The following is a 19,821-nucleotide window of genomic DNA, read 5'->3' as shown; positions in this document are numbered from 1 at the left end:
CGCCACTGTTGCGGCGCAGAGTTCACCGCCAGGAATTTCGCGAAAACAAGACGACCGAAGTTCCATATTTCAGAACGTAATTGTTGGAGAGAGTGATGCGTATCAGGCCAATCATTTCTACACTGTTTGGAATTGCGATAGCGTCCGGTTCCGTTTACCTGGCGAAAGATCACATTCAGTTTAAGACAAGCACTGCCGGTGTCTCGCCAGATGCCGATCTGGTTGAGATCTACGTGGCCCGATCAGAAATCGCGTTTGGTCAAACGATCGAAGCGCACGACGTCACAATTCACCCCTGGCCGCGCGAGGCGCTCCCGGCCGGAGTTTTCACGGACATTGATGTACTTGTTCCAAACAATCGCCGTCAGCTGCGGCGCGCCAAGGGCCGGTTCTATCCCGGCGAAGTAATGCTTCTTTCCAAGGTTTCGAACTTTGGAGAAAAAGTCACCCTTGTTCAGAAGTTGGGTGAAAACACACGCGCCATGGCGATTGAGGTCGATGCTGTAACGGCCGTGGGCGGTTTTGTTACCCCGGGCGATCACGTTGATATCGTCTTGACCCAAGGTGCCAAGCAGGACCTGCGCGCGGTCACCATCTTGCAGAATATTCGCGTCATTGGCGTGGACCAGCAGTCGGAGGAATTAAGCGATCAGCCGGAAGTCGCCCGCACGATTACGGTGGAAGTGACCCCGCAGCAAGGTCAACGTCTGGCCCTGGCTCAAAAGGCCGGAACCCTGAGCCTGACACTTCGCACCCTGGACAGCGTCGAGGATGAACCCATGGAGATGGTTCGCCTGCGCGATCTGCTGCAGGAGGAAGGACCGGTAGAAAAGGTTGATATTCAACCCACTGTAAAGCTGCGCCGGGGAACCGAGACTGAGGTTGTGACCATCCAGCGGCAACAGGAAGAAGCGGAACAGGCAACAGAAACTGCGCCCGCCGCCGAATTGCAACCTGATACCCAAAAAGATGCGCAGCTTGCGCCGGCGTCCGCGACGCCGCGCGTCAAACCCCGCATTCGCCCAATCAAAGTCAGTCGGACACCTGGCCAATAAGTTCAGCCATGCGAGCACGTGCAATCATATCCGCATTCGCCCAAGAAGAGAACGGCACCGTCGCGATCCTGTGGGGCACTGCCTTGGTCGCATTCCTCGGGTTCTTTGCGATCACACTGGACGTTGGCCGGTTGAATTCGACACATGCAGAGCTTCAGTCATTCGCCGACAACGTAGCTTTGGCCGCAGCAGGAGAGTTGGACGGCCAACCGGACGCGATTACGCGCGCCACAAATGCAGCAGCAAATCTTGTCAGCGATAGCCAGACATTCGCGAACGGGGCGACCACGCTTTCAGGATCTTCGGATTATACTCTCCTGTTTCACTCGGCGCTTCCGGCATCGGATCTGACCCCGCTTGGCGCAGATCTTACAACCGATCCACGGAAGGCCAGGTTCGCGCAGATCGTGTTGACACCCAAGTCCCTGACGATGAGCCTGGCTTCGGCGCTGGACAAAATGCTTGGTGGGGCTGGGTTTTCTGCTGCCAGCGTTTCAGCCGAGGCAGTGGCCGGATACTCGAAAGCGGCGTGCGATATCTCACCCCTGATGTTCTGCCTGCCCCCGAATTGGGAATCCACTTTGACTGTGGGCGACCAGATTCTGTTGCGCAGTGGCGGCAACGGAACGGCCTGGGGACCGGGTAACTTCGGCTTTATTGATCTGGCGAATTTTCAAGACAGCTCGGGTGTATGTGCCGACGAAGGGGGCAATAAACTGGCCTGTCTGATCGCGGCGCAAAGCCAGATCACCCAGTGTGTTCTGACCAATGGTCTGAACACCGAACCCGGCCAGAAAAACGGCATTACCAATGCTGCGTTCAACGTCCGCTTTGACATCTACCGCTCGGTTCTCAACGGTGAGAAGAACAATATCGATTTCGCGCCCGCACCGAATGTTATTAAGGGGATTGAAAGCAACGGTGGCGGCGCTTGCATTCAGGGCAATGAACAGACGACCCCTGATACAACCGGTCTAGGGCGCGATCTGTGCATGACGGCAGGCACCTGCGGTGGAAACAACCGTTTCGGTGACGGCAACTGGGATCGAACCGGGTACCTTAATCGAAACCACGATCTGGCAGATGGGATTGCCGACGGCATCGGCAGCGACACACATCTGCCACCACTGTCCGGGTCGGATACCGTTTTTTCCGGGACGCGGTATGGAATGTATCTGAGGGAAATAGCCTACGGGAACACGAACCCCTACGCGGCACCGAACGCAAATTCCATTCTTGACCCTTCACTTGCCGAAACCGGCCGTCCAATGTGTTCCAGCCAGATGTCCAACGACCCGGCACGGCGCGTTGTAACAGCTGCCGGTATTGATTGCGCGCTGAACCCAGTATCTGGTTCGACAACTGGGGTTCCGGTCACCAAATTTGTTGCCGTGTTCCTGACTGAACCGGTGGGTGATGACGGTGGCTCACCCCCCAGTTTCGACATCCACGGAGAGGTCGTCGGTTTCCCCGATGTGACCGGTGTTGGCAGCGGCGGCAACGGGTTCGGCGGCATCTTTCGCGACGTCGTACAGTTGTATCGATAGGGGCAGAGTGTTCATGTGTATTCGCCTCAAATCCCCTTTCAAACGCTTCGCCAAAAACGAAGATGGCGCGATCCTTGTCGAGTTTGGCCTTGTCATGCCGATTATGCTGCTGCTGTTGGCGGTGACACTGGAATCCGCACGCCTCATGTGGTCGTACCAGTCGGTCATTGCCGGGGTCCGGGATGCCAGCCGTTATATGTCGCGCGTCACGCCCTCGGATATCTGTTCGTCTGGCGGAACTGTCGCGGGGCTCAGCACAACTCTGAAAGGGATTGTCGAGCGTGACATTCATGGCAACAGCCTGTTTCCCCCCAGCATAACCGTCAACTCGGTAACACCCAGCCTGTCCTGCGTGTCCGGCACGTATCGCATGAACCCGGCGCCCGTCGGTCAGGTAAGCGCCAATATCACCGTTCAGTTCCCGTTGGGGGGCATACTGAAGCTTTTCGGCAGCGGCGCGTCATCGATAACCACCGACGTCGCTGACACATCGCGGATATTTGGCCAATGACAAGGTTGCGGAATAATCGCGCCATCTGTCGCCAGGTCGCGGACAAGATGCTGCGCGACCAAAATGGTGGGGTTCTTGTTGAGTTTGCCTTGGTTGTGTCCCTGTTTTCCTTCCTGTTCCTGGCATTGCTGGACTTTGGCCGGCTATCATACAGCGGAGTGAACGCGCAAAAAGCCGCACAGTTGGCGGCGCGCATCGCTGTGGTGCGCCCTGCGGCCTGTCCGGGTGTGCCACAAACCCACACGCGGGGAACATCCGCGTTGTCCCCTCGCTTTGGCACCCCATGCAGTGCGTCGGCTGGCGTATGTGCCGACCCCGTAACACCACCTTGTGTGGGTGATACCGCCAACGCCACGGCATCTGAAATCTGGGGGCGCATCAACCCGTTGCTGCCCCCCGGCACGACGATTGACGCCTTGCAGTTTTCCTATGATTTCAATTCCAATCTGGGCTTCCTGGGTGGCCCTTACACGCCCATGGTCACGGTTGAGCTGAACCTGAATGATTTTCAGTTCGTGTCGCCGCTGGCCGCGCTTGCAAATGCCGCGGGCGCGACCAGCAGCACAATTCCTTCAACAGCCGGGTTTTCCAATTTCAGCGTTTCGCTGCCTGCCGAAGACCTGGCATCAGGAGAGTCAGGTTAATGGTTAAGAACGTTTCCAATCTCAATTCACATTCTGTCATGCTTGTATCTGAAAGCGAAACCGTCGCTCAGGTGGTCGCCAATGCCTTTCCCGCCGGTCAAAATAACGAAATCTCAGAGAATGCGGGTTCTTTCAAAGCTTTGAACGGAACAGCACGCAATCTGGCATTCAAGCATGACCTGGTTATTTTCGAAATCGACCCCTGCGACGCGGGCGAGGTTCTGGCTGTCAAAGACCTGCTGACCCATCGACAAGACGACACCTTGTTTGTCGCGCTGACGCAGAATGATGTTTCGATCTCGGTCGCCCGCGAACTGCGGAAAATCGGCATCGACGAGGTTCTGCCCCTGTCCATTGACGAGGATGGGCTGAAAGCTGCAGTAGCAGAAAAAATCTCTTCCCGTTCACTTCCGCAAGGGTTCATTCGAAATGGCCCCTCTGCCCTTGGCACGGTGATCCCGGTTGCAAAATCCCGCGGTGGAATCGGAGCGTCAACGGTCGCAGTCAACCTTGCCTGCTCGCTGGTGGGCGGGAAAGGATCCTTCCTGAGGAAAAAGGCGAAAAACCGCGTCGCGCTTCTGGATTTTGATCTGCAATTCGGAAACGCGAACGTGTTTCTGGATCTTGAAGATAACGGGGGATGCCTCCAACTCATCGAAAATCAGGAAGAGCCGGATGATCATTTCCTGACGTCGATCCTTCAGAACCATACGCTCGGCATTGATGTGTTGTGCGCGCCCGCGCCGCTGGTTCCGCTTCAATCCATACGACCGGGCTTGATCGAGGGGATGCTCGACCTGCTTCAGCGCCGGTACGACTATGTTGTCATCGACCTGCCCTGTGCCGTTGTGGAATGGGTCGAACCCATCTTTAAACGCGCGAACCAACTTGCACTGGTTACTGACACCACGGTTCCGTGTGTTCGCCAGACCCGGCGCCTGATCGATTTCTATCGCGAGGCGAACGTGGCCCTGCCCGTCGAGGTTGTCGTGAACCGCGAACGGAAGACGCTGATCAAACCCGCACACGTTCGCGAGGCCGAAAAAGTGCTGGAAACGAAACTGAAGCACTGGCTGCCGGACAATCCCAAGATTGCGCGAAACGCGGTCGATCTGGGACGACCGATTGTGGACATGAAGCCGCATTCGGACCTTGGCAAGGCTCTGACGAAACTGGCTGCGTTCATATCCGAAGGCACCCGGCCAGCCACACAAAAAACTGCATAATGGGAGATCGCCGTGTTTAACGAGTACAAATCACGCCGGGCCGCGTCCAAATCGAACGTGTTGGTTCTGGAACGGCCGATCGAGGTGTCAAAGTCCAAAGCAACACCAGAGCCGGTGGACGTTGACCTGCAAGCGCATCTGGAGCTTAAAAGCCGTCTGCACAGTGAGCTTCTCGACCGTCTGAACCTGTCAGTGATCGACAAGGTCGAACGGTCCGAACTGAAACGTCAGATCGCCGCGCTGGTTACCGGGCTGATCGAGGCCGAACGCCTGCATTTGCGTTCCGAGGCATTTACAGCCCTAGTTGATGAACTCATTCACGAAGTAATGGGTCTGGGCCCGCTGGAACCTCTTTTGGAAGACCCGACGATCAACGACATTCTCGTCAACTCTTATGATCAGGTCTATGTGGAACGCTTCGGCCTGCTGGAACAATCCTCCGTACGCTTCCGCGACGAACGCCATCTGCTTCGGATCATTGACAAGATCGTCAGCCGGGTCGGCCGCCGTATTGATGAATCCCAGCCATGGGTCGATGCGCGTCTGGAGGACGGAAGCCGGGTCAACGCGATTATCCGCCCGTGTTCAGTTGATGGACCGGCGTTGTCGATCCGCAAATTCTCGCGCAATCCCCTGACCATCGACAAGCTGGTCCAGCGGGACAGCATGAACGAACAGGCAGCCAAGCTACTGGCCGCGCTGGTCGAAGCCAGGCTGAACATTCTGATCTCGGGGGGCACCGGTTCGGGCAAAACAACAATGCTGAATGCCGTTTCATCCTATATCGACGGCAAGCAGCGTATCGTGACAATCGAAGATGCGGCCGAACTTCAGTTGCAGCAAAGCCATGTCGTCCGCTTGGAAACCCGTCCCCCCAACTCGGAAGGTCAAGGGGTGATTACGCAGCGGGATCTGGTGCGCAACGCGCTCAGGATGCGGCCTGACCGCATTATTGTCGGCGAGGTCCGTGGTGCCGAATGCTTTGACATGCTTCAGGCCATGAATACGGGACATGACGGCTCCATGACGACCGTACATGCGAATTCGGCCCGCGATGCGCTCAGCCGGGTCGAACAGATGGTGACGATGCTGGGGGCGGACCTGCCCGTCAGAACCATCCGGTCTCAAATCGCCTCGGCCATTCAGATCGTCCTGCAACTCAGCCGTCTGAGCGACGGGACACGCAGGGTCGTCAGTATTTCCGAAATCACGGGCATGGAAGACGATACGATCACGATGCAGGACATCTTTGTCTTCAAGCGCCGTGGCAAGTCTGAAAACGGCGACGTTCTGGGAGAGTTCCTGCCAACCGGAATACGGCCAAAATGCTTCGACCAGCTGGTGGCGGCGGGTGTCGATGTGGACACCAACATGTTTATTCATGGGGTGACGACATCATGATTGACCTTCAGCCCAACATACTGAACATCCTGATCTATATTTCGATTTTTCTGGGTATTCTGCTTGCCTACGAAGGCGTTCACCAGCTTCTGGCGCGCAAGGAAACGCATGGCGAAGCCAGAAACCGCCGCATGAAACTGATCCAGAACGGGGCTTCGACGGATCAGGTGTTGCAGCTGCTTCGCGATCCCGCAATGCTGGCTGCTGGTGAAAAAGCCGGGCTGATTACGCGGTTTCGTCGTCTGCTTGTGCAAGCCGGTTTGGCGGTCAACCCGGTTTGGGTGGTTCTCGCCGTCTCCCTTCTGGTTTTGATGATCTTTTTCGGGGCCTCCCGGTTCCTTGCACCGGAACTGGCAGTCATTCTGAGCGCTGTGTTCGGCCTCATCGGCCCGGTTATCGTGCTGGTCGCCATGAAAGACGCCCGCGCGAAGAAACTGACGAAACAACTGCCAGACGCGTTAGACCTGATGGCCCGGGGGCTGAAGGTGGGGCATCCCGTTGCAGTGACGGTTGGAAACGTTGCCTCTGATCTGCCGGATCCGATCGGGTCAGAGTTTGGCATCATCAAAGACCAGATCAACTATGGTGATGACGTCGCGACCGCCTTTCACGACTTTGCGCACCGCGTCGGAACAGAGGATGCAAAATACCTTGCTGTAAGTATCGGCATTCAGCATGGAACTGGCGGCAACCTGTCCCGCGTTCTAAGCATTCTGTCCCAGACCATCCGGGACCGGCACACTATGCAAAAGAAGATCAAGGCAATCTCTGCCGAAGGTCGCCTGAGCAGCCTTATTCTCACGATTCTGCCGGTCATCATTTACCTTTCGATCGAGTTCTCCACCCCAACATTTTACGGCGACGTACGCAGCGATCCGCTGTTTCCGTACTTCGCCCAAGTGATCATTGGCCTGACAATTGCCCAGGGTTTCATCCTGAAACGGCTGGTTAAGTTCAGATTCTAAAGGGAATTGGGATATGGATATTCTTCAGGACATTCTAAACGATCCGCGCGTCACACCGCAGTTGATCCTGTTGGTCGGAATCGCCCTTAGTGTTTTCTTTGTCTTCATGGGCTTTGCCGGATTTACAACAAGCGAAAACACCGCAGCACGTCGCATGCGCGTTGGGTCGATTTCACAAGGGCATGGGCAGGATTTTGACCTTATCCAGGGTGACAACAGCGACCCGCACGGGCTGCTGAAGGCCTTTGTCCCGTCGTCAAAACGCGAACGCTCCAGGATCGGCAAGCTTTTGAAACAAGCCGGAATTCGGCAAAAGCACGCCATTCGCACCTATTATACCTTTCGGGTCGTCCTGGGATTTGTGTTGCCTGCCGCGTTCGTTGCAACCATGGCTTTGCCGATCGAAACGCAAGTTCAGTTAGGGATCGCCGACCTTTTGCAGGGTGTTACGTGGGTTAACACAATGCAGATCGTGACGGCACTGATGGTCCTGGGCTTTTATGGCCCGGCACTGTGGTTGCGGCGCCGCATAAAGAAACGCCGCCAGGCCATCGAACACAGCCTGCCTAACGCGCTTGACCTGCTGCAAGTCGCTATCGAGGCCGGGCTGGGCTTTGACGCGGCGATGATCCGGGTCTCGCATGAAATGGCCAAGGCAGCTCCGGAAATCTCGCAGGAGTTTTCGGTTCTTCAACTGGAGTTGCAGGCAGGCAAAGAACGTCAGGCCGCCTTTCTGGACATGGCGAACCGGGTCGGTATCGACGAGATGAACTCGTTCGCGAACGCCTTTTTGCAATCCAACCAGTACGGAACCAGCATATCCGCATCGTTACGCCGCTTCGCCACTGACATGCGGCTTGACCGAGAACTTCGCGCCCAGGAAAAGGCAAACCGTCTGCCTGTGCAGATGTCTGCCGTGATGGCCATGTGCATGATGCCTGTCCTATTGCTGATTTGTCTGGCACCAATGCTGATCCGGTGGGTCAACATGTTCGGGCAAGGGTAACGCAGCGACAATGGTGTTCGCATAGCTGACTACCCGGAAACAGCGGACCTTAGGGGGGTCCGCTTTTCTTTTGTTCCAACAGCTCTCGACTCCGGGCCAAGGGTCGGGCTATCAGCCCGAAACATCATTTCATCGCCGAGGTCCCGCCATGATCCCCAGTTCTTTTCCCGATAGCACTGAAATCGCTCGCCTGACGGCCCGGATGCTGCTGGAGATCAAGGCCGTCCACTTCAACGCGCGCGAGCCGTTCACGCTGGCGAGTGGCCTTCCCAGCCCGACCTATATCGATTGCCGCAAGCTGATCTCCTACCCGCGCATTCGTTCCACGCTGATGGATTTTCTGACTGTTACGGTAATGCGGGACGCGGGTTTCGAAGCCTTTGACAACATTGCGGGCGGCGAAACTGCGGGCATCCCCTTTGCCGCGATGGTGGCCGAACGTATGGCATTGCCGATGACCTACGTGCGCAAAAAACCCAAAGGTTACGGGCGCAACGCCCGCATTGAAGGCGCAATGAGCGAAGGTGAACGCGTGTTGCTGGTCGAGGACCTGACTACCGATGGCGGTTCGAAACTGTCCTTCGTCGATGCAATTCGCGAAACTGGTGCCACCTGCGGGCATACGGCTGTGATCTTCTACTACGGTATCTTCCCCGAAACCGAGAAGACGCTGGGCGACCATGGTGTAAAGCTGCATCACCTTTGCACGTGGTGGGATGTTCTGGCCGAGGCCAAGGCGCAAAAAGCCTTTGATCAGGAAACACTTGACGGGGTCGAGGCGTTTCTGAACGACCCGCGAGGCTGGCAGGACGCGCGAAAATCGTGATTTTCAGCCTGTGGACGGCTTGGGGATAGTTGATTTTCGAATCGCATCAAAGCACGCCTATCTAGTCAAGATATCCAGCCACCACACCAAATGTTGCGATAACGCTGCGCCCGTGTAAAACTGGTGCTAAGTTATCCCCATTGAGGTGGGCAGTTATCCCAAGGCGGGGGGCAGTTATACCAACTTACCCCCATTCATTTGCAGATAGCTTGAACCGGGGCGTGGCGTGTAGAACCTCGGAACGGGCAGCGGGGACATTATGAACGAGATCAGCAGTATCGAGCAGGCAGCGGCGCATATTCAGAACGCCGAAACCATGCCGCATTCCATTGAGGCTGAACAGCAGCTTCTGGGTGCAATTTTGACGAATAACGACCTTTACGACCGGGTCGCTTCGATCATTGGGTCCGAGCATTTCTATGACCCGGTTCATGCCCGCATTTATGAGGTCGCGGCCGCACGCATTGCAAAGAACGCGCTGGCCTCGCCTGTGACGCTGAAATCCTTCATGGCCGAGGATGAGGGCCTGAAGGAATTGGGCGGGCCCGCTTATCTGGTCAAACTGGCCGGCGCGTCGATCAGTGCCTTTGCGGTACATGATTACGCCCAGATGATCTATGACCTCGCCATCCGGCGCGAGTTGATCCGCTTGGGCCGCGACATCTCCGACAAGGCCGCGCGGGTCGATGTAGCCAGCGAACCGAAAGAACAAATCGTCGAGGCCGAACAACAGCTTTATCAGCTTTCCGAGCAGGGCCAGACCGAACAGGGGTTCCAGTCCTTCCTCAAGGCGGTCACAGAAGCCGTCAACGTCACCAACGAAGCCTACCAGCGCGGTGGCGGCATGGCTGGAATCTCGACCGGTCTGGTCGATCTCGACAAACAACTGGGTGGTCTTCACCCCTCGGACCTGATCATTCTCGCGGGTCGTCCATCGATGGGCAAAACCTCGCTGGCGACCAACGTGGCCTTCAACGTGGCCAAAGCGTACAAACGCGGTCTGAAACCGGATGGTTCCGAAGGCGCGATTGACGGCGGGGTCGTCGGCTTTTTCTCACTTGAGATGAGCGCCGAACAGCTGGCCGGGCGCGTTCTGGCCGAGGCGTCCGAAATCTCCAGCCACAAGATCCGTCAGGGCGACATGACCGAGGCCGAATTCCGCCGTTTCGTGGATGCGGCCAAAGAACTTGAAGCCTGCCCGCTTTTTATCGACGACACGCCCGCCCTTCCGATTTCTCAGCTTGCCGCACGCGCGCGACGGTTGAAACGCACACATGGGCTGGACCTGCTGGTGATCGACTATCTGCAACTGTGCCGCGGCATGTCCGACAACCGGGTTAACGAGATTGCCGAGATTTCAATGGGCATGAAAGCAATCGCCAAAGAACTGAACATTCCGGTGATTGCCCTGTCGCAGCTTTCCCGCCAGGTCGAAAACCGCGACGACAAACGTCCGCAACTTTCTGACCTGCGTGAATCAGGCTCGATCGAACAGGACGCCGATGTTGTGATGTTCGTGTTCCGCGAAGAATACTACAAAGAACGTGAAAAACCCGGCGATCACGAGCTTGAGAAGATGGAAGAATGGAAACAGGCCATGGAACGCCTGCACGGCAAGGCCGAGGTTATCGTTGGCAAACAGCGCCACGGTCCAATCGGCACGGTCGAGCTGTCGTTCGAGGCGCAATTCACCCGGTTCGGCAATCTTGTCAAACCTTGGCAGCAGGGTGGTGAGATCGAAGGTTATTGATCGCGAAAGGACAGCCTTACTTGGGTTTTCCCGACTTTCCTTTGATTGTTGGCAAAGCAATAACGTTCTCTGAGCTTTTCGCGCGATTCAGGATCTGGTGCGCGAACCAAGAATGAGGTCCGCCCGCCTGTTTTCTGACAGATTGAACCCCGCACTCACCAAAGCGTCGGATTGTTCAACGCAGACACGCAGTGCGACGGGCCGCTAAGTGGCGCAAGCGCCTGACCATCCAGCGACTGCCCCAGCCAGCCATGCGGATGGCTCAGCTTTTGCGGCGGTTGTGCAGTGGCCTCAGAAATCTGCTCAAAACCTGTTTTTCGATAGTAAGCGGGATCACCATAGGTGAGTGCCACGTTCACGCCTGATGCCCGCAGGCAATCCAGACCATAGGCAATCAAAGCCTGTCCAATCCCGGCTTTTTGCCTGTCTGTTCGGACAGCCATAGGCGACAGGATAAATACCCGGCGCGCGTCCTGTGGAAACAGCAATCGGGAAAAGATGGCGCAGCCAAGCGGCACCTGATCGTGACGCGCGGTGCACACCATCAGATCCTGTGGTGGGGTGGTATCGATCACCTCTTGAACAAAAGCTTCGATAACCACCCCCTCGTCCGGGCCTTCCGACGCCGAAAATACTTCTGCGAAAAACCGGGCTGTTTCGAACGGGTCTGGCGTTTGATCGATATAAAAATCCATGATTTCCTCGGGATATGCCGCCGCACCGTTTTTTGCCGCGATGGGACGATCTTGTTCACAAGATCACTTTAACACCTATGTGAAGACAATCCCGAAAACGGCTTAACACAGCAGTAAGTCGCCAAAATGTCTGCTTTTTTGGGTGTTTTCCGCCGTACCTGTCGTTTGATGGGCGTAATCTGTCGCGGAAAAAGCCCTTTCCCTCTTGACCTTGGACGGCGCAATGTCATGAACAGTCCCATGAGTACTGCACGTTTAACGATCAATCTTCAGGCCCTCGCCAGAAACTGGCGGGCACTCGACGCGAAAACCGGGGTCGAAACCGGTGCCGTGGTCAAGGCAGATGCCTATGGGCTGGGCGCAGGACCTGTCAGCGACATTTTGGCAGAAGAAGGCGTTCGCAAGTTTTTCGTGGCTGCCGCAGAAGAAGGCACAACCGTTCGCGAGGCAGTTGGCCCCGGCCCGATGATTTTCGTTTTTTCGGGACATATGGACGGCGATGCCGATCTACTGCGCGGCAACGACCTGATACCGCTGATCAACTCGCCAGAGCAGTTTCAACGCCACACAGAGGCCCTGCCCGACCACCCGTTTGGTATCCAACTGGACAGCGGTATGAACCGGCTTGGTCTTGAACCTGCTGACTGGGCTGAGTTGCGTTCCAAGGCCGAAGCCTTGAACCCGGCGCTCATCATGTCTCATCTGGCCTGCTCGGACGAGCCGGACCACCCGATGAACCAGCAACAACTGAAAACCTTCCGCGAGATGACTGATGGGGTCGCTGCGCCGCGCTCCCTGGCAGCGACGGGCGGGATGCTTTTGGGGCCTGAGTTTCATTTCGATTTCTGCCGCCCGGGTATCGGTCTTTATGGCGGAATGCCCTTTGTCGGTGCAAAGCCTGTCGTAACCGTAGACCTTCCTGTCATCCAGGTACGCAAGTTGGCCGTGGGCGAGACCGTGGGTTATGGAAACACCTGGGTGGCGCGACGGCCGTCCCGGATCGCCACCGTTGCTGCCGGCTATGCAGACGGCCTGCATCGCGCTATTGGCGGCGGCATCGACACATTTGCGGGCGACCAACCGTGCCCGGTTGTTGGACGTATCTCAATGGACCTGATCACCGTGGACGTCACGGACCTGCCGAAAGACCCGGAGCGCTTGCGCATTCTCAACGGTCATCAAACCGTTGATGATCTGGCCGAGGCTGCTGGTACAATTGGCTATGAAATCCTGACATCAATGGGCAATCGCTATTCGCGGGGCTACGTGGAATGAACCCAATCAGCGCGCTGGGGGGGCTGGGCCGCACCGTGCTGGGCCTGCTTGCGGCCTTTGGCCGGGTGGCCCTGTTCGCGCTTGATGCAGTGTCGCACATCCTGCGCCCACCCTTCTATCCGCGCGAATTCGGGATGGCCCTGCTGAATATCGGCTGGCTGTCCCTGCCCGTCGTCGGCCTGACCGCCATTTTCACCGGCGGCGCGCTGGCCTTGCAAATCTATGCGGGCGGTGCGCGGTTCAACGCCGAAGCCGTCGTGCCCCAGATTGTCGCCATCGGCATGGTGCGAGAGCTTGGCCCGGTGCTGGTCGGCCTGATGATCGCCGCGCGCGTGACCTCGTCCATCGCGGCCGAGATCGCCACGATGAAAGTGACCGAGCAAATCGACGCTCTGGTCACGCTGTCGACCCACCCGATGAAGTATCTTACTGCTCCGCGTGTGCTGGCCGCCCTGATCACCGTACCTGCGCTGGTCGCGGTGGGCGACGTTATCGGGATTGCGGGCGGGTACACTGTCGCCACGCAGAACCTGGGCTTCAACCCGGCGGCCTATCTGAAAAACACCGTCGATTTCCTCGAGATGCGCGACATTGTATCGTCTCTGGTTAAGGGCGCGGCCTTTGGCGTGATCGCGGCTATCATGGGCTGCTACTACGGCATGTCCTCGGGCCGCGGCGCGCAAGGTGTGGGTCGAGCTACCAAAGGCTCGGTCGAGGCCGCCGCCGTCCTGATCCTGGCCGCCAATTTCGTACTCACAGGGGTGTTCTTCTCGCTATGATCCGGATGGAGAACGTAACAAAAGCCTTTGGCGACAACCGCGTCCTACAGGGTATGAACCTTGAGATTCCCAAGGGCACCTCGATGGTCATCATCGGCGGCTCGGGCACCGGTAAGTCGGTGGCGCTGAAATGTATTCTGGGCCTGATCCAACCCGACAGCGGTATGATCTATGTGGACGGTAAAGACGCCACCAAGGGCGACCGCGATGCGTTTCTGGCCCGGTTCGGCATGCTGTTTCAGGGCGCCGCGCTCTTTGACTCCTTGCCCGTCTGGCAAAACGTCGCCTTCCGCCTGCTACGCGGCTCACTAAAACGCCCGGTGGATGAGGCGCGAGAGATTGCCATCGAAAAACTGCGCCGCGTGGGCTTGAAACCCGACGTGGCCGACCGCCTGCCCGCCGAATTGTCCGGCGGCATGCAAAAACGCGTCGGCCTCGCCCGCGCCATCGCCGCCGAGCCCGAGATCATCTTTTTTGACGAACCCACCACCGGCTTGGACCCGATCATGTCCGGCGTCATCAACGACCTGATCCGCGAGATTGTGACCGAGATGGGCGCAACGGCCATGACCATCACCCACGACATGAGCTCGGTCCGTGCGATTGCCGACAACGTGGCGATGCTGCATGGCGGGGTGATCCAGTGGACCGGGCCTGTGGCTCAGATGGATGCCTCGGGCGATCCGTATATGGAGCAGTTCATCAGCGGCAGCGCTGAGGGGCCGATTGAGGCGGTGCGTTAGAGTTTGTTAACGAGACAATGATCCTCCTGCTCTTTACTCCGCTAGTGTTTCTTGGGCTCTATTTACTGGCCATAATTGACCTGCGCTTTGAGCGCGGACGAGAACGCGATTTCCTAAAGCTCTTGTTTTCCGCTATGTTTCCGATAATTTTGTTTGCGGTGACGCTGTGGATTGCAAACACGCCCGGTCAATACATCTGGGCATCAAGAATATCGGCAGTATTAACACTGGGCGCATACCTGAATTGCGGGTTTGACTTGATCGCTTTTCGCAAAGAAAAGTCAGCGCAAGTTCGATCAAATATCGCTTTGGCAATTTGGTTCGTTTCGTTGGCGGTTTATGCTTTCTATTTTTTCAAACGAATTCTCGGACTCTGATTACAGCGATTATGCCACGAACTCCGTCGGAAAGGACTGTTTGGGTAACCCACTTGCTAGGGGCAAACAATCCCATCTATCTGTGTCACATGACCCTCCGCCTCGCCACCCTCTCCCTCCTGATCCTCTACCCCATCGCGTGGTTCGCCCCACTGATGCGCGCAGGCCTGCTGCCTATTTTCGGCCTCAGCGAAATCAGCGTCATAACCGGCCTCCAGTCCTTGTGGAAATCCGACGTCTTCCTCGCGCTGATCGTCACCATCTTTGCCCTCTTCGCGCCCTACATCAAAACCATTGGCACCGCCCTGATACAGTGGAACCTGCTGGATGCCCGTGTGCAGCCTGCGCTCAACATCCTCGGCAAGCTGGCGATGGCCGACATATTCCTGATCGCGCTATACATCACGCTGGCCAAAGGCATCTCTTACGCCACTGTTGAGACCGCATGGGGTCTCTACCTGTTCACGGCCTGCATCCTTGCCTCCATCGCTTTGGGCATTCTCACCGAACGCCACTGCAAAACCAACGCCCGGACATAGGGCGCTGACGAAGAGGAAAGCCCTGCAAGGGCTTGAAGAACCGCCCGTCCTCGGGCACCAAGACGTCATGGCAAAACCAACCTTCTCCTGCTCCGCCTGCGGCGCATCCCATTCCCGCTGGTCGGGCCGCTGCGACGGATGCGGCGAGTGGAACTCGATCATCCAGGACGTACCTCTGTCGGCAGGCCCAGCCAAGAAATCGCTGGGTTCGAAACGCGGGCGGTCGATGACGCTCACCGACCTGTCGACCGAGGAAACGCCACCACCCCGCACGCTCTGCGGCGTGGAAGAGCTGGACCGGGTGCTTGGCGGCGGGCTTGTTCCCGCATCTGCCCTGTTGGTGGGCGGCGACCCCGGTATCGGTAAATCCACCCTGCTGCTGCAAGCGGCCGCCCGCTTTGCCCGTGCTGGCGTCAAGACAATCTATGTCTCGGGTGAAGAAGCCAGTGCGCAGGTTCGCATGCGGGCGCGCCGCCTTGGGCTGGAAAATGCGCCGGTGCAACTTGCTGCCGAAACCAACCTGCGCGACATTCTTACCACGCTTGAAGCCGAGAAACCCGGTCTGGCGATCATCGACTCGATCCAGACCATGTGGGCCGACAATGTCGACAGCGCGCCGGGGTCCGTGTCGCAAGTCCGGGCGGCTGCTCATGAACTGACCGCCTTTGCGAAACGGCACGGCGTGTCGATCATCATGGTCGGACACGTCACCAAGGAAGGCCAGATCGCAGGCCCCCGTGTTGTCGAACACATGGTCGATACGGTGCTGTATTTCGAGGGCGAGCGCGGCCACCAGTTTCGTATCCTGCGGGCGGTCAAGAACCGCTTTGGTCCCGCCGACGAAATTGGCGTGTTCGAGATGACAGGCAAAGGGCTGTCGCAGGTCACCAACCCCTCGGCCTTGTTCCTGTCGGAACGTGGTACGCCCAGCCCTGGCTCTGCCGTCTTTGCCGGGATTGAGGGCACACGGCCCGTTCTGGTCGAATTGCAGGCCCTTGTCGCCCCGTCCCCCCATTCACAACCACGCCGGACAGTGGTGGGGTGGGACAGCGGGCGGCTGGCGATGATCCTTGCCGTGCTCGAAGCGCGTTGCGGCATTCCCTTTGCCGGTCTCGACGTCTATCTGAACGTGGCCGGCGGGTTGAAAGTCAGTGAACCCGCCGCCGATCTGGCCGTGGCTGCTGCACTGCTCAGCGCGCGCGAGGACACAGCCCTGCCCTCAGACACCGTCGTTTTCGGGGAAATCTCGCTATCCGGGGCACTTAGACCGGCTCCGCAGACAGAAAACAGGTTGAAAGAAGCACAAAAACTTGGTTTCACAGCGGCAATAGCTCCGGCAGGTGGCAAAACCGGTACTGTGGCAGGTCTGACACTCACCCGACCCTCAGATTTGGTGGGGTTTGTTGGCGAAACCTTCGGAGCAGGTTAAAGTCGCGCCTTGAGGGGCAGAAAAGAACAGGCGAGGGCCATGGAAGGTTTTACAATAATCGACGGGGTGGTTGCCCTGATCATCGTGCTGTCAGGCTTGCTGGCCTACTCGCGTGGGTTCATGCGCGAAGTTCTGGCCATCGCGGGTTGGGTTGCGGCGGCCGTTCTGGCGTTCATCTTCGCCCCGCAGGCTGTACCTCTGGTCAAGGAAATCCCGGTCGTCGGAGATTTCCTGCGTGACAGTTGCGAACTGTCCGTGATCACCGGGTTTGCAGCGGTCTTTGCGGTGGCGCTGATCGTGGTCAGTATCTTCACACCGCTGTTTTCATCACTGGTCCAGCGCTCGGCCCTTGGCGGTCTGGATCAGGCTCTGGGGCTGTTCTTCGGCATCGCTCGTGGCATTCTTCTGGTTGCGATCGCATTCTTCGTTTACGACACCGTCATGACCGGCCAGTCTTACACAATTGTTGATGAAAGCCGGTCGGCCAAGGTGTTTGAACAGTTCAGCGGCCAGATTGAGGAACAAAACCCCGAGGCAGCTCTGGGGTGGGTTACGACTCAGTATGAACAGCTGGTCGCCAGTTGCACGGCAGGAAACGCTGAACCGGCAACAACTGCACCTTCCAACGGCTGATAGAGGCAGATCACCAATTCATGAAAGCCCGGCGCTGCCGGGCTTTTTTGTTGCAGATCAGACAAACCCCTCGCCACCGCACACGGTGCAGCGGATTGTCTTCAAGCCAAAGCACCCGTCGCATCGACTGAAAATCGGTTTTCCAAAGATATCTCTGCTTTTGGCTATCTCACCCGCTCCGTTACAGATCTGGCACGACGCGCGCCCCAATCCTCGGCACCGATGGCACCGCTGCCTGATCCGTTCCTGGTTCTTGTGAGGAGGTTTATGCTGCCACATTCAGGTCCCCCCGAGGTGCTGAGTTTTAGCAGTTAATGTATGCAATCAAATGCATGACAGCACATATGTTTGCGCATGTCACCATCTTCGTTTTTCTACGTCGACAAACGCAAACTTGGCCTGCGGCATTTGGCTATTGTGATCCTTTGATGACAGCCACGCCATTAGGCATTATGTGGGGGCCAACCCGCCACGGAATCGGAGCCACCGATCTTGTCCTTTCTGTATGAATGCGCGCTGATCGCAGTGATGGTCGCCCTAACGGCGTCTTGTTCCTGTGTAGCGAACAGTTCCGCGCTGAAGATGCAGAAAATCCGGTGCCGAACTGCGGCCAATCCTCGAATGAAATCGTCATAGAAGTTGGAGCCCCTTGAATGTGTGGGATTTTAGGAATCGCAAGCCGGACACATGATGTCTTTGCTGAGATCTATGACGGGCTGCTGATGTTGCAGCACCGGGGTCAGGATGCCTCGGGGATCGTGACTTACAACGGCGAATTCTTCCGGGAAAAGAAAGCCAATGGTCTGGTCAAGGACGTGTTCAACGCCCAGGATGCTGAAACCCTTTTGGGCCATGTCGGCATGGGGCATGTTCGTTATCCCACGGCCGGATCACTCAGCGCGGCTGAAGCGCAACCTTTCTTCGTGAACGCACCCTACGGTATCTATCTTGTTCACAACGGCAACATCACCAACACAGCGGAACAGCGCGAGAAAGTGACCGGGAAATACAGCCGCCACCTGCGCACCACATCGGATTCGGAAATCCTGCTGAACGTGCTGGCCGACAAAGTGGCTGACGCCATCAAGGTGAACGGCAATTCGGACCCGATCCGAAACATCTTTGCCGGTGTGAAGATGACGATGGAGCGGGTTCAGGGCGCCTATTCAGTCATTTGTCTGGTGGCAGGTGTTGGCATGTTGGCGTTCCGCGACCCATTTGGCATTCGGCCCCTTTCGGTCGCAAAACGCAATGTCGACGGTCAGGGGGACGATTATGCCTTTGCTTCGGAAGACGTAGCCTTTGGCATCAACAGTTTTGAAAAGCTGCGCGATCTGCGCCCGGGCGAGGCCATCCTGATCGACCTGAAAGGCAACATGCACGAGTTTCAGGCGGTCGAAGGCAAGCTGACGCCCTGTATCTTCGAGTATGTGTATCTGGCACGTCCGGATTCACTGCTGGACGGTGTCTCGGTTTATAAAACCCAGATGCGCATGGGACAGACGCTGGCGAAACAAATTCAGGACTCGGGCCTGGAAATCGACCGGATCATTCCCGTACCCGACAGCGCCCGCCCCGTGGCACTGGAAGCGGCGAAAATCACCGGCATCCCCTATCGCGAGGGGTTGGTGAAGAACCGCTATGTCGGGCGTACCTTCATCATGCCGGGTCAGGCCGAGCGACAGAAATCCGTCCGCCGCAAGCTGAACGCCGTTCCGCTGGAATTCGAAGGCCACAGCGTTCTGTTGATCGACGATTCCATCGTGCGCGGCAACACCATCAAAAAGATCGTTCAGATGTGCCGCGACGCCGGGGCCAAGAAGGTTTATGTGGCCAGCGCCTCGCCGCCGGTCAAATACCCCAACGTCTATGGCATAGACATGCCGACCAAGGCCGAGCTGATCGCAAATGGCAAAGAGATCGAAGAGATCCGTGAAGAGCTGGGCGCTGATGCACTGTTCTATCAGCATCTGGAGGACCTGATCTGGGCGGCCCAGGAAGGCAACCCGGACATCCAGGGATTTGATTGTTCCTGCTTTGATGGCAATTACATTACAGGCAGCGTTAGCGCGGATTACCTGGACAGTCTGGAAAACAGCAGCCGTGTCAGCCAGAAACGCGCGGATATGCAGGTTCCGGGCGGGTCGTGGAATGCGGCTAAACTCGCCTCAGGCTGAATGACTCCGCCCACCGAGTGCACGTCCAGCTTCTGTTCAGACCGCGAATCAAACCGTTCGGCATGCAGATAGGACAACCCTGTTCAGGGTGGCTCGCATCTATACTGTTCCACCGATGAGTGGAAATCTGCCACAACCCGGCGGCGATTCTTGCACGATCACAGGGACTAACAAAAAGGTCGCTACGTCGTGAATCGTGGAGTATGTGAAGGTCTTTTGCTTACCTGATCGTTTTGGTATCGG

19 protein-coding genes are annotated in these 19,821 nt (G+C 57.3%); 18 read left to right on the top strand and 1 reads right to left on the bottom strand.

What is annotated here, in order from left to right:
* Positions 1-95: 95 nt before the first annotated feature.
* The 10 genes from cpaB to ACR0AP_RS01865 all read left to right on the top strand — a co-directional run bounded on the left by cpaB (position 96) and on the right by ACR0AP_RS01865 (position 10,931).
* A complete protein-coding gene (cpaB, locus tag ACR0AP_RS01910; RefSeq protein WP_480504947.1) occupies positions 96-1,055 on the top strand; it encodes a Flp pilus assembly protein CpaB in 960 nt (319 codons plus the stop codon).
* A gap of 8 nt (positions 1,056-1,063) precedes the next feature.
* Positions 1,064-2,602, top strand: a complete 1,539-nt coding sequence (locus tag ACR0AP_RS01905) for a pilus assembly protein TadG-related protein (RefSeq protein WP_480504945.1) — start codon at positions 1,064-1,066, stop codon at positions 2,600-2,602.
* Positions 2,603-2,615: 13 nt separating this feature from the next.
* Complete coding sequence (locus ACR0AP_RS01900; RefSeq protein WP_480485459.1) at positions 2,616-3,113, top strand: TadE/TadG family type IV pilus assembly protein; 498 nt, start codon at positions 2,616-2,618, stop codon at positions 3,111-3,113.
* Positions 3,110-3,757, top strand: a complete 648-nt coding sequence (locus ACR0AP_RS01895) for a TadE/TadG family type IV pilus assembly protein (protein WP_480504943.1) — start codon at positions 3,110-3,112, stop codon at positions 3,755-3,757. Before ACR0AP_RS01900 ends, ACR0AP_RS01895 begins: the two co-directional genes overlap by 4 nt.
* Entirely contained in the window at positions 3,757-4,983 is a 1,227-nt protein-coding gene (locus tag ACR0AP_RS01890) for a CpaE/TadZ family protein (RefSeq protein ID WP_480504941.1), read from the top strand. Before ACR0AP_RS01895 ends, ACR0AP_RS01890 begins: the two co-directional genes overlap by 1 nt.
* A gap of 12 nt (positions 4,984-4,995) precedes the next feature.
* Entirely contained in the window at positions 4,996-6,384 is a 1,389-nt protein-coding gene (locus ACR0AP_RS01885) for a TadA family conjugal transfer-associated ATPase (RefSeq protein WP_480504939.1), read from the top strand.
* Positions 6,381-7,349 (top strand): type II secretion system F family protein, encoded by a 969-nt coding sequence (locus ACR0AP_RS01880; protein ID WP_480504937.1) that lies wholly within the window; start codon positions 6,381-6,383, stop codon positions 7,347-7,349. The genes ACR0AP_RS01885 and ACR0AP_RS01880 overlap by 4 nt, the downstream gene beginning before the upstream one ends.
* A gap of 13 nt (positions 7,350-7,362) precedes the next feature.
* Positions 7,363-8,355, top strand: coding sequence for a type II secretion system F family protein (locus ACR0AP_RS01875; protein ID WP_480504936.1), 993 nt, complete (start codon positions 7,363-7,365; stop codon positions 8,353-8,355).
* Positions 8,356-8,503: 148 nt separating this feature from the next.
* The gene (locus tag ACR0AP_RS01870; RefSeq protein ID WP_267366868.1) at positions 8,504-9,181 is read left to right on the top strand and encodes an orotate phosphoribosyltransferase; all 678 of its coding nucleotides are present in this window, start codon (positions 8,504-8,506) and stop codon (positions 9,179-9,181) included.
* A gap of 259 nt (positions 9,182-9,440) precedes the next feature.
* Positions 9,441-10,931: a replicative DNA helicase gene (locus ACR0AP_RS01865; protein WP_209504877.1), complete on the top strand. Its 1,491-nt coding sequence runs from the start codon at positions 9,441-9,443 to the stop codon at positions 10,929-10,931.
* Positions 10,932-11,086: 155 nt separating this feature from the next.
* Here the strand turns inward: ACR0AP_RS01865 and ACR0AP_RS01860 are convergent, their stop codons facing one another.
* A complete protein-coding gene (locus ACR0AP_RS01860) occupies positions 11,087-11,626 on the bottom strand; it encodes a GNAT family N-acetyltransferase (RefSeq protein WP_480504933.1) in 540 nt (179 codons plus the stop codon).
* A 240-nt stretch (positions 11,627-11,866) separates the two neighbouring features.
* Here ACR0AP_RS01860 and alr point away from each other — a divergent pair, with 240 nt between their 5' ends.
* The 8 genes from alr to purF all read left to right on the top strand — a co-directional run bounded on the left by alr (position 11,867) and on the right by purF (position 19,578).
* Positions 11,867-12,901 carry an alanine racemase gene (alr, locus tag ACR0AP_RS01855; protein WP_480504931.1) on the top strand — a complete coding sequence of 345 codons (1,035 nt, stop codon included), beginning with the start codon at positions 11,867-11,869 and terminating at the stop codon, positions 12,899-12,901.
* The gene (locus tag ACR0AP_RS01850; protein WP_480504929.1) at positions 12,898-13,680 is read left to right on the top strand and encodes an MlaE family ABC transporter permease; all 783 of its coding nucleotides are present in this window, start codon (positions 12,898-12,900) and stop codon (positions 13,678-13,680) included. The genes alr and ACR0AP_RS01850 overlap by 4 nt, the downstream gene beginning before the upstream one ends.
* Positions 13,677-14,423, top strand: coding sequence for an ABC transporter ATP-binding protein (locus ACR0AP_RS01845; protein WP_480504927.1), 747 nt, complete (start codon positions 13,677-13,679; stop codon positions 14,421-14,423). Before ACR0AP_RS01850 ends, ACR0AP_RS01845 begins: the two co-directional genes overlap by 4 nt.
* Positions 14,424-14,440: 17 nt before the next feature.
* The gene (locus ACR0AP_RS01840) at positions 14,441-14,800 is read left to right on the top strand and encodes a hypothetical protein (RefSeq protein WP_480504924.1); all 360 of its coding nucleotides are present in this window, start codon (positions 14,441-14,443) and stop codon (positions 14,798-14,800) included.
* Positions 14,801-14,889: 89 nt separating this feature from the next.
* Positions 14,890-15,339, top strand: coding sequence for a paraquat-inducible protein A (locus ACR0AP_RS01835; protein ID WP_480504922.1), 450 nt, complete (start codon positions 14,890-14,892; stop codon positions 15,337-15,339).
* Positions 15,340-15,406: 67 nt separating this feature from the next.
* Positions 15,407-16,768 (top strand): DNA repair protein RadA, encoded by a 1,362-nt coding sequence (gene radA, locus ACR0AP_RS01830; protein WP_480480631.1) that lies wholly within the window; start codon positions 15,407-15,409, stop codon positions 16,766-16,768.
* A gap of 39 nt (positions 16,769-16,807) precedes the next feature.
* Positions 16,808-17,401 carry a CvpA family protein gene (locus ACR0AP_RS01825; RefSeq protein ID WP_267364181.1) on the top strand — a complete coding sequence of 198 codons (594 nt, stop codon included), beginning with the start codon at positions 16,808-16,810 and terminating at the stop codon, positions 17,399-17,401.
* Between the two features lie 653 nt (positions 17,402-18,054).
* Positions 18,055-19,578, top strand: coding sequence for an amidophosphoribosyltransferase (gene purF, locus ACR0AP_RS01820; protein WP_480480629.1), 1,524 nt, complete (start codon positions 18,055-18,057; stop codon positions 19,576-19,578).
* Positions 19,579-19,821: the final 243 nt, after the last annotated feature.

This window comes from Ruegeria sp. AF7, from assembly GCF_056541885.1.
This window is presented reverse-complemented; position numbering and strand designations above follow the sequence as displayed.

What these genes read in the sequence shown, in the direction of transcription:
- cpaB (WP_480504947.1), top strand. Translation starts at nt 96, where the DNA reads ATGCGTATCAGGCCAATCATTTCTACACTGTTTGGAATTGCGATAGCG.
- ACR0AP_RS01905 (WP_480504945.1), top strand. Translation starts at nt 1,064, where the DNA reads ATGCGAGCACGTGCAATCATATCCGCATTCGCCCAAGAAGAGAACGGC.
- ACR0AP_RS01900 (WP_480485459.1), top strand. Translation starts at nt 2,616, where the DNA reads ATGTGTATTCGCCTCAAATCCCCTTTCAAACGCTTCGCCAAAAACGAA.
- ACR0AP_RS01895 (WP_480504943.1), top strand. Translation starts at nt 3,110, where the DNA reads ATGACAAGGTTGCGGAATAATCGCGCCATCTGTCGCCAGGTCGCGGAC.
- ACR0AP_RS01890 (WP_480504941.1), top strand. Translation starts at nt 3,757, where the DNA reads ATGGTTAAGAACGTTTCCAATCTCAATTCACATTCTGTCATGCTTGTA.
- ACR0AP_RS01880 (WP_480504937.1), top strand. Translation starts at nt 6,381, where the DNA reads ATGATTGACCTTCAGCCCAACATACTGAACATCCTGATCTATATTTCG.
- ACR0AP_RS01875 (WP_480504936.1), top strand. Translation starts at nt 7,363, where the DNA reads ATGGATATTCTTCAGGACATTCTAAACGATCCGCGCGTCACACCGCAG.
- ACR0AP_RS01870 (WP_267366868.1), top strand. Translation starts at nt 8,504, where the DNA reads ATGATCCCCAGTTCTTTTCCCGATAGCACTGAAATCGCTCGCCTGACG.
- ACR0AP_RS01865 (WP_209504877.1), top strand. Translation starts at nt 9,441, where the DNA reads ATGAACGAGATCAGCAGTATCGAGCAGGCAGCGGCGCATATTCAGAAC.
- ACR0AP_RS01860 (WP_480504933.1), bottom strand. Translation starts at nt 11,626, where the DNA reads ATGGATTTTTATATCGATCAAACGCCAGACCCGTTCGAAACAGCCCGG.
- alr (WP_480504931.1), top strand. Translation starts at nt 11,867, where the DNA reads ATGAGTACTGCACGTTTAACGATCAATCTTCAGGCCCTCGCCAGAAAC.
- ACR0AP_RS01850 (WP_480504929.1), top strand. Translation starts at nt 12,898, where the DNA reads ATGAACCCAATCAGCGCGCTGGGGGGGCTGGGCCGCACCGTGCTGGGC.
- ACR0AP_RS01845 (WP_480504927.1), top strand. Translation starts at nt 13,677, where the DNA reads ATGATCCGGATGGAGAACGTAACAAAAGCCTTTGGCGACAACCGCGTC.
- ACR0AP_RS01840 (WP_480504924.1), top strand. Translation starts at nt 14,441, where the DNA reads ATGATCCTCCTGCTCTTTACTCCGCTAGTGTTTCTTGGGCTCTATTTA.
- ACR0AP_RS01835 (WP_480504922.1), top strand. Translation starts at nt 14,890, where the DNA reads ATGACCCTCCGCCTCGCCACCCTCTCCCTCCTGATCCTCTACCCCATC.
- radA (WP_480480631.1), top strand. Translation starts at nt 15,407, where the DNA reads ATGGCAAAACCAACCTTCTCCTGCTCCGCCTGCGGCGCATCCCATTCC.
- ACR0AP_RS01825 (WP_267364181.1), top strand. Translation starts at nt 16,808, where the DNA reads ATGGAAGGTTTTACAATAATCGACGGGGTGGTTGCCCTGATCATCGTG.
- purF (WP_480480629.1), top strand. Translation starts at nt 18,055, where the DNA reads ATGTGTGGGATTTTAGGAATCGCAAGCCGGACACATGATGTCTTTGCT.